A 15,255-nucleotide genomic window follows, 5' to 3' on the forward strand; every position below is an offset into this window, starting at 1 on the left:
GACAAAATGGGCCAGCTAATGCTGGCCCCGTACTTGCTTTATTAGTCCCACCAAACGTCGAAAAGTTCGCTGACGCGGACATCTTCGAGCTTGTGGTCTTCAAGCCATTTACGTACCAGCGCCTGATGTTCTTCGGTGCATTTACCCACTTCCTGGGTGCAGATCAGACCTTCCCATGCCAGGTAGCCGCTACCGTCGAAGGCCAGCTTGTTTGGCTCAATCACGTCATTGATGAACGCATCCACGTCCTGATCGATCTGTTCTACACTGGTGCCTTCCGGGAAACGCCACGCAACGGAGAAGCCCACTTCCTGGAATTCTTCGATGTGCATCTTTTTACGCAGACGACGGCTACGATTCTTTGCCATTATTTCACCCTCTCGAACATTAAGTCCCATACACCGTGACCAAGACGATGGCCACGCTGTTCAAATTTCGTTACCGGACGCGATTCCGGACGCGGTACATAGTCGTTGCTCGCAGACTGGTTTTTATACCCGTCCAGCGACGACATCACTTCCAGCATATGTTCCGCATACGGTTCCCAGTCGGTCGCCATATGGAAGACACCGCCCAGCTTCAGCTTACTTTTCACCAGCTCGGCAAACGGCGCCTGAACGATACGGCGTTTATTATGACGCGCTTTGTGCCACGGGTCAGGGAAAAAGAGCTGAACCATGGTTAAAGAATTGTCAGGAATCATTTTATGCAGCACTTCCACCGCGTCGTGACACATCACGCGCAGGTTCTCAACGCCCTCTTCATGGGCCGTTGCGAGACACGCGCCGACGCCTGGAGAATGCACTTCGATACCGAGGAAGTTCTGCTCCGGACGGGCTTTCGCCATGGTCACCAGCGAGGTACCCATACCAAAACCGATCTCCAGCGTGACGGGTGCTTCGCGGCCGAACAGTTCGGTAAAGTCCAGAGGCTGCTCGCTGAACTCAACGCCCATCACCGGCCAGTAGTTGTCCAGCGCATGTTGCTGCCCTTTTGTCAGGCGGCCCTGACGGCGGACAAAGCTGCGAATACGGCGCAGCGGGCGACCGTTTTCATCAAATTCCGGTGAAATGACGTCGTTTTTCATAAAAGAGTTGTCTGCTTGTGAGAATGTTCGGGAAACGGGCATTATCCAAAGTTAAGGCTTCTATGCAAGCATGGGAAAGATCCGGTTTACAGCAGATTGAGGCTGTGCTGCAATCTGCGTCCCTGATTATGCGAATCGAAGACCATGCAAGCCTCTCAATTTTCAGCCCAGGTGCTGGACTGGTACGACAAATACGGGCGTAAAACCCTGCCCTGGCAAATTGAAAAAACGCCTTACAAAGTATGGCTCTCCGAAGTGATGTTGCAACAAACGCAGGTCACCACGGTAATCCCTTACTTCGAGCGTTTTATGGCGCGCTTCCCGACGGTGACCGATCTGGCCAACGCGCCGCTGGACGAGGTCCTGCACCTGTGGACCGGCCTTGGCTATTACGCGCGCGCGCGTAACCTTCACAAGGCCGCACAGCAGGTTGCGACACGCCACAACGGGACGTTCCCGGAAACCTTCGATGAGGTGGCCGATCTCCCCGGCGTCGGACGTTCAACCGCAGGTGCTATTCTCTCCCTGTCTTTAGGCAAGCATTTCCCGATCCTCGACGGCAACGTTAAGCGCGTGCTGGCACGCTGCTATGCCGTCGACGGCTGGCCGGGGAAGAAGGACGTCGAAAAACGTCTTTGGGAAATAAGTGAAGAGGTCACCCCGGCCAACGGCGTGGAGCGTTTTAATCAGGCGATGATGGATCTCGGCGCGATGGTCTGCACGCGCTCAAAACCAAAATGCGAACTCTGCCCGGTGAATAATCTCTGCGTGGCGTATGCCAACCATTCATGGGCGCAATATCCGGGTAAGAAACCCAAACAGACGCTGCCGGAGCGCACCGGCTATATGCTGCTGATGCAGCACGGCGACGAGGTCTTCCTGGCACAGCGTCCCCCGAGCGGTCTGTGGGGTGGTCTATACTGCTTCCCACAGTTTGAAAATGAAGACTTGCTGCGTGAATGGCTTAAACAGCGCGGGATTGCTGCCGATAACCTGACGCAGCTGACCGCGTTTCGCCATACGTTCAGCCATTTCCACCTGGATATTGTACCCATGTGGCTTCCCGTGTCGTCATTTGCCTCGTGCATGGATGAAGGCACCGCTCTCTGGTATAACTTAGCGCAACCGCCATCAGTCGGGCTGGCGGCTCCCGTGGAGCGCCTGTTACAGCAATTACGTGCCGGTGCAATGGTTTAGCATCGACAAGAAAAAGAGGAATGAGTATGGCCAGAACGATTTTTTGTACTTTCCTGCAGCGTGACGCTGAAGGCCAGGATTTCCAGCTTTATCCGGGCGACCTGGGTAAACGCATCTACAATGAAATCTCCAAAGAAGCCTGGGGACAGTGGCAGAAAAAGCAGACCATGCTGATCAACGAAAAAAAACTCAGCATGATGAACCCGGAACACCGCAAGCTGCTGGAGCAGGAAATGGTCAGCTTCCTGTTCGAAGGTAAAGACGTGCACATCGAAGGCTATACGCCACCGGAAAAATAACAGCGTGCGGGGGAACCCCCGCCGTTAAAGCAAACACAACACGCACTCCCGGAATGATGAAAAAACTTTTAGCGCTAGCCCTTGTTGCGCCGTTGCTTGTCTCGTGTTCGTCAAAAAAAGGCGAAGATTACAACGAAGCCTGGATCAAGGACACCAACGGTTTTGACATTTTGATGGGGCAGTTTGCCCACAACATCGAGAATATATGGGGATTTAACGAAGTTCTTATTGCCGGACCTAAGGACTACGTTAAGTACACCGACGCCTATCAGACCCGTAGCCACATCAACTTTGATGAGGGTACGATCACGATTGAGACTATCGCAGGCACCGACCCTGCGGCACGGCTCCGCCAGGCGATTATCAAAACCCTGCTGATGGGTGACGATCCGGGATCTATCGATCTCTACTCCGATGCCGACGATATCACTATCTCTAAAGAGCCGTTCCTGTACGGCCAGGTTGTCGATCAGACCGGTCAGCCTATCCGCTGGGAAGGTCGCGCCACGAAATTTGCCGACTACCTGCTGCAGACGCGCCTGAAAAGCCGCTCTAACGGTCTGAAGATTATTTACAGCGTCACCATCAACCTCGTCCCGAACCACCTCGACAAGCGTGCGCATAAGTACATTGGGATGGTGCGTCAGGCCTCGCGTAAGTACGGCGTGGATGAGTCGCTGATCCTGGCGATTATGCAGACCGAATCCTCGTTCAACCCTTACGCGGTAAGCCGTTCCGACGCCCTGGGGCTGATGCAGGTTGTGCAGCACAGCGCCGGTAAAGACGTCTTCCGCGCGCAGGGAAAATCCGGCACGCCGAGCCGCAGCTATCTGTTCGATCCGCAGAGTAACATTGATACCGGCACGGCCTATCTGGCGATGCTGAACAATGTTTACCTGGGCGGCATTGATAACCCAACGTCGCGCCGCTATGCGGTGATCACCGCCTATAACGGCGGCGCGGGCAGCGTGCTGCGAGTCTTCTCAAATGACAAGGTGCAGGCCGCAAACATCATCAACAGCATGGCGCCGGGGGATGTCTACTCAACCCTCACCACCCGCCACCCGTCTGCGGAATCCCGTCGCTATCTGTATAAGGTGAATACGGCGCAGAAGAACTATCGTCGTCGCTAGAAAACTCCCCCTCACCCTAACCCTCTCCCCAAAAGGGAGAGGGAACTTGAACACCCATACGAAAATGTTATTTGCATCACAATACAAACTGCAAATTAATGTGGATTGCATTTTTTTGCGGGAGGTAACAAAACATATTGTTGCCAACTGATAGAATTGCATCAAATAACAACCCTGAATGTTCCTATAACAACATATCTCCCGCTCACTTGTGAGGAAAGTAACATGAACCTTAAGCTGCAGCTTAAAATATTGTCGTTTCTGCAGTTCTGCCTGTGGGGTAGCTGGCTGACTACACTCGGCTCCTATATGTTTGTGACGCTCAAGTTCGACGGTGCGTCAATCGGTGCCGTATACAGCTCGCTCGGTATTGCGGCTGTCTTCATGCCAACGCTGCTGGGCATCGTGGCGGATAAATGGTTAAGTGCGAAGTGGCTGTACATGCTTTGCCATCTGGTGGGCGCGGGGACGCTGTTTATGGCAGCCCAGGTGACCACGCCGGGGGCGATGTTCATGGTGATCCTGCTTAACTCGCTGGCCTATATGCCAACGCTTGGCCTGATCAACACCATCTCCTATTACCGTCTGAAATCTGCGGATATGGATATCGTGACCGATTTCCCGCCAATCCGTATCTGGGGTACCATCGGCTTTATCATGGCGATGTGGGGCGTGAGCTTCGCAGGCTTCGAACTGAGCCATATGCAGCTCTATATCGGTGCGGCGCTCTCCGTGGTGCTGGCGATCTTCACCCTGACGCTGCCAACCATTCCGGTTTCTAACCAGCAGAAAAACCAGAGCTGGAGTACCATGCTTGGCCTGGACGCGTTCGCGCTGTTTAAAAACAAGCGCATGGCGATCTTCTTCATCTTCTCCATGCTGCTGGGCGCGGAGCTGCAGATCACCAACATGTTCGGCAACACCTTCCTGCACAGCTTCGATAACAACCCGCTGTTTGCCGGAAGCTTTATCGTCGAGCACGCGTCGGTGATGATGTCCATCTCTCAGATCTCTGAGACGCTGTTCATCCTGACCATTCCGTTCTTCCTGAGCCGCTACGGCATCAAAAACGTCATGCTGATCAGCATCGCGGCATGGATGTTGCGCTTCGGCCTGTTCGCCTACGGTGACCCGAGCGCGTTCGGCACCGTGCTGCTGGTGCTGTCGATGATCGTTTATGGCTGCGCCTTCGACTTCTTCAACATCTCCGGTTCGGTGTTTGTGGAAAAAGAGGTGAAGCCTGAAATCCGCGCCAGCGCGCAGGGTATGTTCCTGATGATGACCAACGGCTTCGGCTGTATTCTGGGCGGTGTGGTGAGCGGTAAAGTGGTTGAGATGTACACCACCAACGGCATCACCAACTGGCAGCCCGTGTGGCTGATCTTCGCGGCGTACTCGCTGGTGCTGTTCTTCGCGTTCATCGCGTTGTTCAAGTACAAACACGTGCGTGAGCCGCACGGTGCGCAGCCGATCGCGCATTGATTGTTGTGCCCGGTGGCGCTGTGGTTACCGGGCCTACAAAACCAAACCGTAGGCCGGGTAAGGCGAAGCCGCCACCCGGCTATTTTATTTCAGACAGCACCCACCCCACAGACAGCAAATCCGCGCAGCCGCCCGGACTCAGATTGCGTTCAATCAATGCCTTATCCATCTTAAGCAACGCCTCGCGATCCCAGCCGTTAGCCAGTAATTCCCGCGCGTAGCCCTGAACGTAGCGCAGCCCTTCAATGCCGCCGCGCGAAACCAGATTACTGTCCTGATTAACCGCCATCAGGCGCAGCAGAAGGCCGTGAAGCGACCGTCCGTTCCACTGCGCCAGCGCCCTACGCGCCGTCGCAAAGCCGCTTTCCGCCTCACCGCGCGCGCCGGTTAAGCCGTACTGCTGAAACTGCCGCTCGCCCGCCGTCGCCTGCCCGCTGCGTGCTGCCAGCTCACGCGACACCAGCCCGCTGCAGATGTTACTCACCTCACAGCAGAGGCTGTCTGCGGAGATATTTTTCACACGTCCGGCAGCGAAGCACAGTAAACCCAGGGCAAAAATCCCGCCCTTATGGGTGTTCACTCCGTTCGTCGCGGCGTACATCGCCTGCTCGCAGGCCATCCCCATCGGGCGGATAATTCGAAGCTGCCCGGCGGCCGGTTTATCCGCATGCGCACTCCCCAGCTCGGCAAAGCGCGAGAACCACGGCGTTATCGCCGCAATGCTGCGGACGAACAGCGCGTGATCCATATCGCGATGGGAACCGTTATTGAGCTTGTCCACCAGCCCCGGCTTGGGCGTCAGCTCCAGCTCCTGCCATAGCGCCGCTTCGGCAAGCGCGGGCACGTGCGTAATGCGGGGTTTAGTCGCGGGCGAACCAGTCATCGATCGTCTTCTCCACGCGGGAAACCACCTGCTCAACGGGATGGTTCCGCGAACGGGAACAGGCGTGAGCGGGCTCGTCGCAGATCAGACAGCGTCTGAGATTCGCCCCCAGAGACTGACGCCCGACGTGGCCGTGCTGAGGGCAGATCACGTCCAGATCCCACAGCCTGCCGAGCGGGTGCGTCTGCTCCAGATCCGCACAGTGCGCTTTGATTTCCACCGCCGGATGGGCCACGCACCACAAGGCTTCTGGCCCGGTCGGGAGCCACAGTACCTGGCGGTCCAGCACCTGCCAGCGGTTTTCCCACAGCAGCTGGTCGCACATTTGCAGCGCCACGCCCATGGTATTGCGATAGCGCAGGCTGTCTTTGATCTCTCCCGGCGTGACCAGCGTGAGGGAAATCACCGGTTGTTGATAGTGCTCAAGCATGTCAGCCTGGCGCGCTGCGCGGCGATCTTTCGCCGCCAGCAGTTCATCCAGGCTGACACCCGCCCGCACGGGTGTCGCTAAAGTCACACTTCCTCCTTCACCTGTCGTACGGTGTCGATCACGCTGCCGTCGCGGTAGCGGATCACCCCGACGATTTTGTCGGTAAATTCAATCGGTTTCGGTACGCCGGTCAGGGAAATCGCCCGCTCGTAAAGCGCGCTGATGTCCACAACTTTGAGCCCGGCCTCCAGCAGCCGCTCGCGGATCTCCGGGCGCGCCGGATTGACCGCAATGCCGTGGTCGGTGACCAGCACGTCGATGCTTTCGCCCGGCGTGAGGCGCGTGGTAACCCGCTTCACGACCGTCGGAATACGGCTGCGCAGCAGCGGCGCGACCACAATGGTCAGATTCGCCGCGGCGGCCACGTCGCAGTGCCCGCCGGACGCGCCGCGCATCACCCCATCGGAGCCGGTAATAACGTTGACGTTGAAATCGACGTCGATTTCCAGCGCGCTGAGGATCACCACGTCGAGCTGGTCACAGCTTGCCGCCTTGCTGCCGGGGTTGGCGTAGACGTTGGTGGAGATCTCCACGTGGTTCGGGTTGCGCGCCAGCGAAGCCGCCGCCTGGCCGTCAAAGCACTGGGTGTCGAGCAGCTTTTCGATGAGCCCCTTCTCGTGTAAATCCACCAGGCTGCCGGTGATGCCGCCGAGCGCAAAGCGCGCCTTCACGCCGCTGCGCTCCATCTTCTCTTCCATAAAACGGGTGCAGGCGGTCGCCGCCGCGCCGGAGCCAGTCTGCATCGAGAAGCCCGGTTTGAAGTAGCCGGAGTGTTCAATCACGTCCGCCGCATAGCGGGCAATCATCAGCTCGCGCGGGTTGCTGGTGACGCGCGCCGCGCCGACGCTGATTTTCGCCGGATCGCCCACGCTCTCCACCTGCACGATGTAGTCCACCTGGTCCTGCACCAGGCTGGCGGGCATATTGGGGAACGGCACCAGTTCTTCGGTCAGCAGCACCACCTTGCGGGCAAAGTGCGCGTCCACCATCGCGTAGCCCAGGGACCCGCAGCACGATTTACCGTGCGTCCCGTTGGCGTTGCCAAACTCATCGCTGCACGGCACGCCGAGAAACGCTACGTCAATATTCAGCTCGCCGTCCTGGAGCAGCTTCACGCGCCCGCCGTGGGAGTGAATTTGTACCGGCTCGTCCATCAGCCCGTGGGAGATGGCGTCCGCCAGCCTGCCGCGCATGCCCGAGGTGTAAATCCGGGTGATGACGCCGCTTTCAATATGCTCGATCAGCGCGTCGTTGCAGGTCATCAGCGAGCTGGAGGCCAGCGTCAGGTTTTTAAAACCCATCCGCGCCAGCAGCGCCACGACGGTGTTAATCACCCTGTCGCCTTCGCGAAACGCATGGTGGAAGGAGATGGTCATCCCGTCCTGCAGACCGCTGCGTAATACGGCCTCTTCAACGGTCGCACACAGTTTTCGGTTATGTTTAGCCTCGCTGTCTGCCAGCCACGGCGTCGCGCTGTGCGCAGTATCAAAGGGTTTTAAATCCCGTAAATGGGGAAAATTTACATGGAGAAGTTCTGTCTGATTCATTGTGTAATCCTTAACGACGCACGCCGGAGGCCGCCGCGCGTTCGAGCACCACCTGCGCGTGGTTGATAATCGGGGCATCGACCATTTTGCCGTTGAGCGACACCACGCCGAGGCCGTTGCGCTCACCTTCTTCTGCGGCTTCAATCACCCGTTTCGCGTGATCCACCTCTTCCTGCGTCGGGGCATAGGCGTTATGCAGCAGGTCAATCTGGCGCGGGTTAATCAGCGATTTGCCGTTGAAGCCCATCTTGCGGATCAGATCGACCTCGCGCAGGAACCCGGCCTCGTCGTTAACGTCTGACCAGACGACGTCGAAGGCGTCGATACCTGCGGCGCGGGCAGCATGAAGTACGGCACAGCGGGCATAGAACAGCTCGGTGCCGTCGCCGCGTTCGGTCTGCATATCCATCACGTAGTCAAAGGCCGCCAGCGCGATGCCAATTAAGCGCGGGGAGCTGCGGGCGATCGCCACGGCGTTGATGACGCCAATGGCCGACTCGATCGCCGCCATTACGCGAGTGGAGCCAACCTCGCGCCCGCATTCACGTTCAATGCGCTCCAGGTGGCCTTCCAGCTCGTAAATATCTTCCGGCGTATCGGTTTTCGGCAGGCGGATCACATCCACGCCAGCATGCACGGCGGCTTCCAGATCCAGCAGGCCAAACGGCGTGCTCAACGGGTTAATGCGCACCACGGTTTCAATATCCTGATACATCGGGTGCTGTAGCGCGTGGAACACCAGCATGCGCGCAGTGTCTTTCTCACGCAGGGCGACCGCATCTTCAAGGTCAAACATGATGGAGTCTGGGCGGTAGATAAATGCGGTGGAGAGCATGGCGGCGTTAGCGCCGGGCAGGAACAGCATACTGCGGCGGAGTTTACTCATTTCAGCGCCCCCCCGTTGACGGCCTGTTCATCTGCTGCACGCAGAAGCGCGCTTTGCAGGCGGGCGCGGATCACGCAGTCCAGCGCCCCTTTGTCTTCAATAATGATTAATCCCTGGTGCACGTTCATGGCGCACAATGTGTCGCTGACGACCTGGCGAATTTGGTCGCCAAACTGCTTAATCACTTCACTGTGGATGACAATCTCCAGCTCGCCGTGAGCGGGGGCGATTTTCACCATCAGGTCGCTGGACTCCTGCGTTCCGGCCAGCGCCTCCCTTACAATTTTCATGATAAATTCCTGATAGTTATGCGACTTCCGCACTCGCACGATAGTGTGCTTCGAGATGCGCGAAGGTGGAGTCCGGGACAATCTCCCGGATCCGGGAAAACTGCTGTGTCTTGAGTAAACGGCGCACTTCAGACGCCGAAATGGCGTTGCCGGTGGCCTTGATGCGCGGCATTTCCACCACCTCAATATGCGAGGCCAGCAGATCGTGCAGCGTCTGGTTGTACTGGCGGGTGATATCGCAAAACGGCTCCGAGCCGATGAAGCGGTGCGTGATGCCGAGCGCCGGGGCGATGAAGTCCCGGAAGATCAGCACGTCAATCTCGCTCCACGCCTGCTGCACTTTGCCGGTCTCCTTCAGGAAGTAGGCCGGGAAGGTGGCGCGGGAGATGATGTACTGCGAGCCTTCGTGCACCACCACGTTCGGCAGATGCGCCACGCCCGCGCGCACCATCTCGAGGCGCGCGCTGAACGGGAAGAACGAGGCGTCTTCACGCACCACGAACAGATGCAGGGCGTCGCACCGCGTCGCCGCCTGCTCCACCAGGTGGCGATGGCCGAGGGTGAACGGATTGGCGTTCATCACTATCGCGCCAATGTTCTCCCCGCACTTGCGCTTCGCGCGCAGGGAACGGCAGTAGCGTTCGATCCCCTGCGGGGTGTTCTCCATCAGCACCGCGTTGTTCCCGCTCTGGGCAATCGGCCAGAAGCCGCTACGGGCAAAACGCTCCCGGTTGCACGGACGGGTGCAGAGGAAGAGGTGAAAATGGCCGCGCTCCAGCGCCGCATGTTCCACCTCTGCCAGCAGCCGCGCGCTGAGGTTCTCGCCCCGAAGCTGCTCGTTGACCGCCACGCATTTGATGACGTTGGCAGCAAGCCCTGCGCAACCTACCAGCTGCGAGCCGGACCAGGCTTCGACAAACAGCGTGATGTCGTTGTCCAGCCCCAGGCCGCTGTCCGCCAGCAGATAGCGAATCTGGCTCAAGCGTTCCGGGTGTTGCGCGACAATCGTCTGACGAAAGTCGATAGGGAGTTGCGAGTGCATACTGCCGCCTTAATCAGTGCGCTTCCGCCAGGGTTTGCGCCGGTGCTTCCATGATCACATTGCTCAGATGACCGATGTTTTCGATCTCGACCTCAATGCGATCGCCCTCTTGCATAAACAGCGGCGGGTTACGTTTTTTGCCCACGCCGCCCGGCGAGCCGGTGATGATCACGTCGCCTGGGCTGAGGCGTGTGAAGGTGCTGATATATTCGATCAGCTCCGCGACCTTGTGGATCATGCTGCTGGTGTTGTCTTCCTGCACCATGCGGCCATTGAGCCAGGTGCGGATCGCCAGCTGGTGCGGGTCCGGGATCTCATCGGCGGTCGCCATCCACGGGCCGAACGCCCCGGTCTGCCGCCAGTTTTTCCCGGCGGTGAACCAGGTGTGCTGCCAGTCGCGGGCGGAACCGTCCATGTAGCAGCTGTAGCCGCCGACGTGACTCAGGGCGTCTTCACGACGGATGTTCTCGCCGCCTTTACCGATGATCACCGCCAGCTCGCCTTCGTAGTCAAATTCGCAGGAGTGGCGCGGTTTGAGCACCGGCTCGTTGTGTCCGGTCTGTGAATCCGCGAAGCGAACGAACAGCGTCGGGGCCGGATTATGCTGGTCGAACTCTTTACGTTTGTCGGCGTAGTTCATGCCCACGCAGAGGATTTTTTCCGGCTGCTCAATCACCGGTAAAAAGGTGATGGCGCTCAGCGGGATATCCACGGCGTCGTTGAGATAACGCGTGGCATCCGCCAGGCCGTTACCCTGCAACAGCGCCTTGAGGTCGCCGTAGCGATCGCCCAGACGGCGACCTAAATCCACCACGCCGTCGGCCTGCACGATGCCGTAGCTGCGTTTACCCTGATACAGAAAACTTGCGAGTTTCATTATTCTTTCCTGAAGACTTAGACGAGGAAGTTGCCCAGAACCAGCAGCGAGACGGAGACGTTAATCGCGCCGCCAATTCGGGTAGCAATTTGGGCGAACGGCATCAGGCTCATACGGTTGCCTGCGGTCAGGATCGCCACGTCGCCGGTACCGCCTTGCCCGCTCTGACAGCAGGAGACGATGGCGACATCAATCGGGTGCATACCAATTTTTTTACCGACGAAGAAGCCGGTCGCCACCAGCGCGGAGACGGTGCTGACAATCACCAGCAGGTTGCTCACGGTAAAGGCATTCATCAGCTCCTGCCACGGGGTGATCGCCACGCCAACGGCAAACAGAATTGGGTAGGTCACGGAGGTCTGGAAGAATTTGTACACCACCTGAGAGCCTTCCAGCAGGCGCGGAGAGGCGCCGTTGCAGAGCTTCACCAGTACCGCCATAAACAGCATGCCGACTGGGGCAGGTAGGCCAATCAGCTTGTGGCCAAGCATGCCCAGCATGTAGAGCAGCACTGCCAGCAGCGCGCCGGAGGCGATAGTGGTGACGTCCGCTTTGCCGGAAAACGCAGGCTGAGAGACGGTGGTATCGGCATTCGCGCGGTTAGGCATCAGCTGGCCTTCACCGGTCAGGTGCGGGTAGCGTTTACCGAGCTGGTTCAGACAGCCGGAGATAATGATTGCCGTCAGACCGCCGAGCATCACCATCGGCAGCACGCGGCCAAGCGCCACGCCCTGATCCATGTGCAGCAGGGTGGCATAGCCGATGGAAAGCGGGATTGCCCCTTCCCCGACGCCGCCCGCCATAATCGGCAGAATGATAAAGAAGAAGATCTGGAATGGCTCAAGACCCAGCGCCAGGCCGACGCCCATCCCTACCAGCATGCCAACGATTTCACCGCATAACATCGGGAAAAAAATGCGCAGGAAGCCCTGAATCAGCACCGTGCGGTTCATGCTCATGATGCTGCCGACGATAATGCAGCAGATGTAGAGATAGAGAATGTTGGTGGATTTGTAGAACTTAGTGGTGGACTCGACCACCACGTCCGGAAGCAGGCCATAATAGACCAGCGCGGAAGGGATAAAGGTGGCGCAAATCGCCGCCGCGCCGAGCTTGCCGACAATCGGCAGGCGTTTGCCAAACTCGCCGCAGGCAAAGCCGAAGAAGGCCAGCGTTGCCACCATGACCACGATATCGCTCGGCAGTTTTCCGCCCAGGCAATCAATCGCAATCAGCACGCCCGCCAGAACGAACAGCGGCAGAGGAATAATCCCAATTTTCCAGGTATCCATAATATGCCACCACCGCTCTTTGAGCGAAGGTCGCTGAATTTCAATCGGGTCGTGGGTAACAGAGAAAGAATCGTCAGTCGTGCTCATAATAAGCCCCTTAGTTATTTTGTGCGTTCAGCTTAGAGTCACAAAGGCTTACTTTATGTGAGGAATGACATATTAAAAGCGAAGTTTTAATGGCCACTATGGTTTTAATGGTTTCTTTTATTTAATGTGATTTATGCCTTATTTATTGCCGTGGTTTTTATGGTTTCTTTTCTAAATCGAACAAACAAATAACATTTATTCGTTCAGTCCGGAGCGCGTTACCCTCCAGGATAACTCTTTTACAGCGCCCGCTGTGCAAGGGATCACAAGTTTTCGGCAAAGCGGGCGTCCGCGCGAAAAAAAATGATATATTGGCGACCTATGCTGCTACCTCGCGTGATAGTTATGAAAGTCTCTTTCCAGATCAAGCTGTTTATTTCGCTGGTTGTCTTTTTCTCGGTACTTTTTGCGCTGCTGGGCAGATATTATTATGCTGATGTCGGGAAACAGCTTTATCAGGAAATGAGTACGCGAGCAAAAATACAGGCTGAAGAGATTGCACTTATTCCGACACTGCGAAATGAAGTTGAACAAAAGAATATCAACGCCATCCATGATTTTATGCAGAAGATTTCTGCGCACAGTGACGCCAGCTTTATTGTGATTGGTGATAATAAAGGTCGGCATCTTTTTCACTCCGTCTTTGCCGACAGAGTGGGCACAACCCTGGTTGGCGGAGACAATGAAGCCGTATTGCAGGGTAAAAGCACCACCACCATCCGCAAAGGCGGGCTGGGCATTTCGCTGCGCAGTAAAGCCCCCATCTTCAACGCCGCCGGACAGGTGGTCGGCATCGTTTCGGTAGGCTATCTGACCAGCTACCTTGATACTATTACCGTCAGTAAAGTGGTCAATATCCTGATTGCCGCCGTGCTGCTGCTGATCGCTCTCTTTATCTTCTCCTGGTTCTTTACCCGCAGCATCAAGAAGCAGATCTTCTCCCTTGAGCCGCGAGAGATCGGCCTGCTGGTTCGCCAGCAGAAGGCGATGATGGAGTCTATTTATGAAGGGGTAATTGCCATTGACGATCGGCGGCGGATTGAAGTGATCAATCAGGCGGCGCGCAAGCTGCTGGGGCTGAGCCAGCCGGCCCGTGAACTGCGCGGACAGCTGATAAGCAAGGTGATTGATCCGGTCCCGTTCTTCGACACGCAGACGATGCTGGCGAAAGATACCCATGACGAGATTTGCCGTTTTAACGATCTCACGGTGATTGCCAGCCGGGTACACATCATGCTTGAGGGGTCGCTGCAGGGCTGGGTGATCACCTTCCGCGATCGCAACGAGATCGACTCCCTGAGCGCCCAGCTCAGCCAGGTAAAACGCTATGTCGATAACCTCCGTATTATGCGTCATGAGCAGCTAAACCGGATGACGACCCTGTCCGGCCTGCTGCATATGGGCCGCTATGAGGAAGCCATTGGCTACATTCAGGCGCAGTCGGAACATGCCCAGGAGCTGCTGGACTTTATCTCTTCGCGCTTCAGCTCCCCCACCCTGTGCGGCCTGCTGCTGGGGAAAGCCGCCCGCGCCCGGGAGAAAGGCGTCGAGCTGTGTTTCGACCCGGCCTGTCAGCTGGACAGACCGTTCCTGCCCCTTGGGGAGCAAGAGCTGATTTCGATTATTGGCAACCTGCTGGATAACGCCATCGAAGCGACACAGCGGTTACCGCTTCCCCATGCGCCGGTAGAAGTGCTGATAAAACTCAGCGACCAGGAGCTGATTATTGAAGTCGCTGACCAGGGCGTTGGCATTACACCGGAGATCCGTGACCGGATCTTTGAACGCGGCATCACCACCAAAACACGCGGCGATCATGGGATTGGCCTGTATCTAATCGAAAGCTATGTCACACAGGCTGGTGGCGCGATAGAAGTTGCCGATAATACGCCACGCGGCGCCATTTTCTCCTTGTTTATCCCGGCCACGGGAATTGCCCGGCAACTGGAAGACACCGACTATGCAACATGAACTTATCGACGTACTGATTGTTGAAGACGAGAACGAACTGGCGCAACTGCACGCGGAGCTGATAAGCAAACATCCGCGTCTGAGGCTGGTGGGCATTGCCTCGTCGCTGGCTGCGGCCCTGGCAGAGCTTGAAAGCAAACAGCCGCAGCTGATGCTGCTGGATAACTATCTGCCGGACGGCAAAGGTATCACGCTTATCAATAACCCCATGCTGGCCCGCGCCAACTGCTCGGTGATTTTTATTACTGCCGCCAGCGATATGGACACCTGCAGCCAGGCGATTCGCAACGGCGCTTTCGACTACATCCTCAAACCCGTCTCCTGGAAGCGCCTCAGCCAGTCGCTGGAGCGGTTTGTGCAGTTTGCGGAACAGCAGCGCGTATGGAAGATTGTCGACCAGCAAAACGTCGATTCGCTGTATCAGCTTCAGGCGAAAAACTACCGCCAGGACAACGGCAGTAAAGGCATTGAGGAAAATACGCTGGCGCGGGTGCAGTCGCTGTTTAACGACAAGGCAACGCACTGTTTTAGCGTGGATGAGGTGGTGAGTGAGACGGGGTTAAGCAAAACCACCACCCGGCGCTATCTGGAACACTGCGTGGAGGCGGGTTTTCTGACGGTGGAGATGCTGTACGGCAAGATTGGGCATCCAAGGAGGATGTACAAGCGTAGTGCGGTCTGATGAAACGTCC

General features: G+C 57.1%; 16 protein-coding genes. 6 read left to right on the forward strand and 10 right to left on the reverse strand.

Translation table 11 applies throughout. The annotated features are described in order from the left end of the window. Window positions 1–41: 41 nt before the first annotated feature. Complete coding sequence (locus tag KGP24_RS19415; protein WP_014885198.1) at window positions 42–368, reverse strand: YggL family protein; 327 nt, start codon at window positions 366–368, stop codon at window positions 42–44. Beyond that, window positions 368–1,087, reverse strand: a complete 720-nt coding sequence (trmB, locus tag KGP24_RS19420; RefSeq protein ID WP_023333355.1) for a tRNA (guanosine(46)-N7)-methyltransferase TrmB — start codon at window positions 1,085–1,087, stop codon at window positions 368–370. Before trmB ends, KGP24_RS19415 begins: the two co-directional genes overlap by 1 nt. Window positions 1,088–1,231: 144 nt before the next feature. Between trmB and mutY the strand changes: the two genes are divergently transcribed. The 4 genes from mutY to KGP24_RS19440 all read left to right on the forward strand — a co-directional run bounded on the left by mutY (window position 1,232) and on the right by KGP24_RS19440 (window position 5,198). Next, on the forward strand, window positions 1,232–2,284 hold the full coding sequence (gene mutY, locus KGP24_RS19425; protein WP_223561519.1) for an A/G-specific adenine glycosylase: 1,053 nt from the start codon (window positions 1,232–1,234) through the stop codon (window positions 2,282–2,284). Window positions 2,285–2,310: 26 nt separating this feature from the next. After that, window positions 2,311–2,583: an oxidative damage protection protein gene (locus tag KGP24_RS19430; protein ID WP_023309138.1), complete on the forward strand. Its 273-nt coding sequence runs from the start codon at window positions 2,311–2,313 to the stop codon at window positions 2,581–2,583. Between the two features lie 56 nt (window positions 2,584–2,639). Next, window positions 2,640–3,716, forward strand: a complete 1,077-nt coding sequence (mltC, locus tag KGP24_RS19435; RefSeq protein WP_032660036.1) for a membrane-bound lytic murein transglycosylase MltC — start codon at window positions 2,640–2,642, stop codon at window positions 3,714–3,716. Window positions 3,717–3,941: 225 nt separating this feature from the next. Further along, window positions 3,942–5,198, forward strand: coding sequence for a nucleoside permease (locus KGP24_RS19440; protein ID WP_223561520.1), 1,257 nt, complete (start codon window positions 3,942–3,944; stop codon window positions 5,196–5,198). 79 nt (window positions 5,199–5,277) lie between these two features. Here the strand turns inward: KGP24_RS19440 and citG are convergent, their stop codons facing one another. Genes citG through KGP24_RS19480 form a run of 8 tightly spaced genes read right to left on the reverse strand, consistent with a single transcriptional unit; the run spans window position 5,278 to window position 12,592 of the window. Further along, complete coding sequence (gene citG / locus KGP24_RS19445) at window positions 5,278–6,081, reverse strand: triphosphoribosyl-dephospho-CoA synthase CitG (protein ID WP_223561521.1); 804 nt, start codon at window positions 6,079–6,081, stop codon at window positions 5,278–5,280. Next, entirely contained in the window at window positions 6,059–6,598 is a 540-nt protein-coding gene (citX, locus tag KGP24_RS19450) for a citrate lyase holo-[acyl-carrier protein] synthase (protein ID WP_223561522.1), read from the reverse strand. The genes citG and citX overlap by 23 nt, the downstream gene beginning before the upstream one ends. Next, the gene (gene citF / locus KGP24_RS19455; protein ID WP_223561523.1) at window positions 6,595–8,118 is read right to left on the reverse strand and encodes a citrate lyase subunit alpha; all 1,524 of its coding nucleotides are present in this window, start codon (window positions 8,116–8,118) and stop codon (window positions 6,595–6,597) included. Before citF ends, citX begins: the two co-directional genes overlap by 4 nt. Before the next feature lie 10 nt (window positions 8,119–8,128). Continuing rightward, window positions 8,129–9,004, reverse strand: coding sequence for a citrate (pro-3S)-lyase subunit beta (gene citE, locus KGP24_RS19460; RefSeq protein WP_223561524.1), 876 nt, complete (start codon window positions 9,002–9,004; stop codon window positions 8,129–8,131). Beyond that, on the reverse strand, window positions 9,001–9,294 hold the full coding sequence (citD, locus tag KGP24_RS19465; RefSeq protein ID WP_223561525.1) for a citrate lyase acyl carrier protein: 294 nt from the start codon (window positions 9,292–9,294) through the stop codon (window positions 9,001–9,003). The genes citE and citD overlap by 4 nt, the downstream gene beginning before the upstream one ends. 16 nt (window positions 9,295–9,310) lie before the next feature. Beyond that, the gene (gene citC, locus KGP24_RS19470) at window positions 9,311–10,336 is read right to left on the reverse strand and encodes a [citrate (pro-3S)-lyase] ligase (RefSeq protein ID WP_223561526.1); all 1,026 of its coding nucleotides are present in this window, start codon (window positions 10,334–10,336) and stop codon (window positions 9,311–9,313) included. Window positions 10,337–10,349: 13 nt separating this feature from the next. Then, complete coding sequence (locus tag KGP24_RS19475) at window positions 10,350–11,213, reverse strand: fumarylacetoacetate hydrolase family protein (RefSeq protein ID WP_223561527.1); 864 nt, start codon at window positions 11,211–11,213, stop codon at window positions 10,350–10,352. 17 nt (window positions 11,214–11,230) lie between these two features. Beyond that, a complete protein-coding gene (locus KGP24_RS19480; RefSeq protein WP_223561528.1) occupies window positions 11,231–12,592 on the reverse strand; it encodes a 2-hydroxycarboxylate transporter family protein in 1,362 nt (453 codons plus the stop codon). 345 nt (window positions 12,593–12,937) lie between these two features. On the opposite strand from KGP24_RS19480, the gene KGP24_RS19485 reads away from it, so the two are divergent. Then, window positions 12,938–14,563: a sensor histidine kinase gene (locus tag KGP24_RS19485; protein ID WP_223561529.1), complete on the forward strand. Its 1,626-nt coding sequence runs from the start codon at window positions 12,938–12,940 to the stop codon at window positions 14,561–14,563. Next, the gene (locus KGP24_RS19490; protein WP_223561530.1) at window positions 14,553–15,245 is read left to right on the forward strand and encodes a response regulator; all 693 of its coding nucleotides are present in this window, start codon (window positions 14,553–14,555) and stop codon (window positions 15,243–15,245) included. The genes KGP24_RS19485 and KGP24_RS19490 overlap by 11 nt, the downstream gene beginning before the upstream one ends. The last annotated feature ends 10 nt before the right edge of the window (window positions 15,246–15,255 follow it).

This window comes from Enterobacter sp. JBIWA008 (genome assembly GCF_019968765.1).
GTDB lineage: Bacteria > Pseudomonadota > Gammaproteobacteria > Enterobacterales > Enterobacteriaceae > Enterobacter.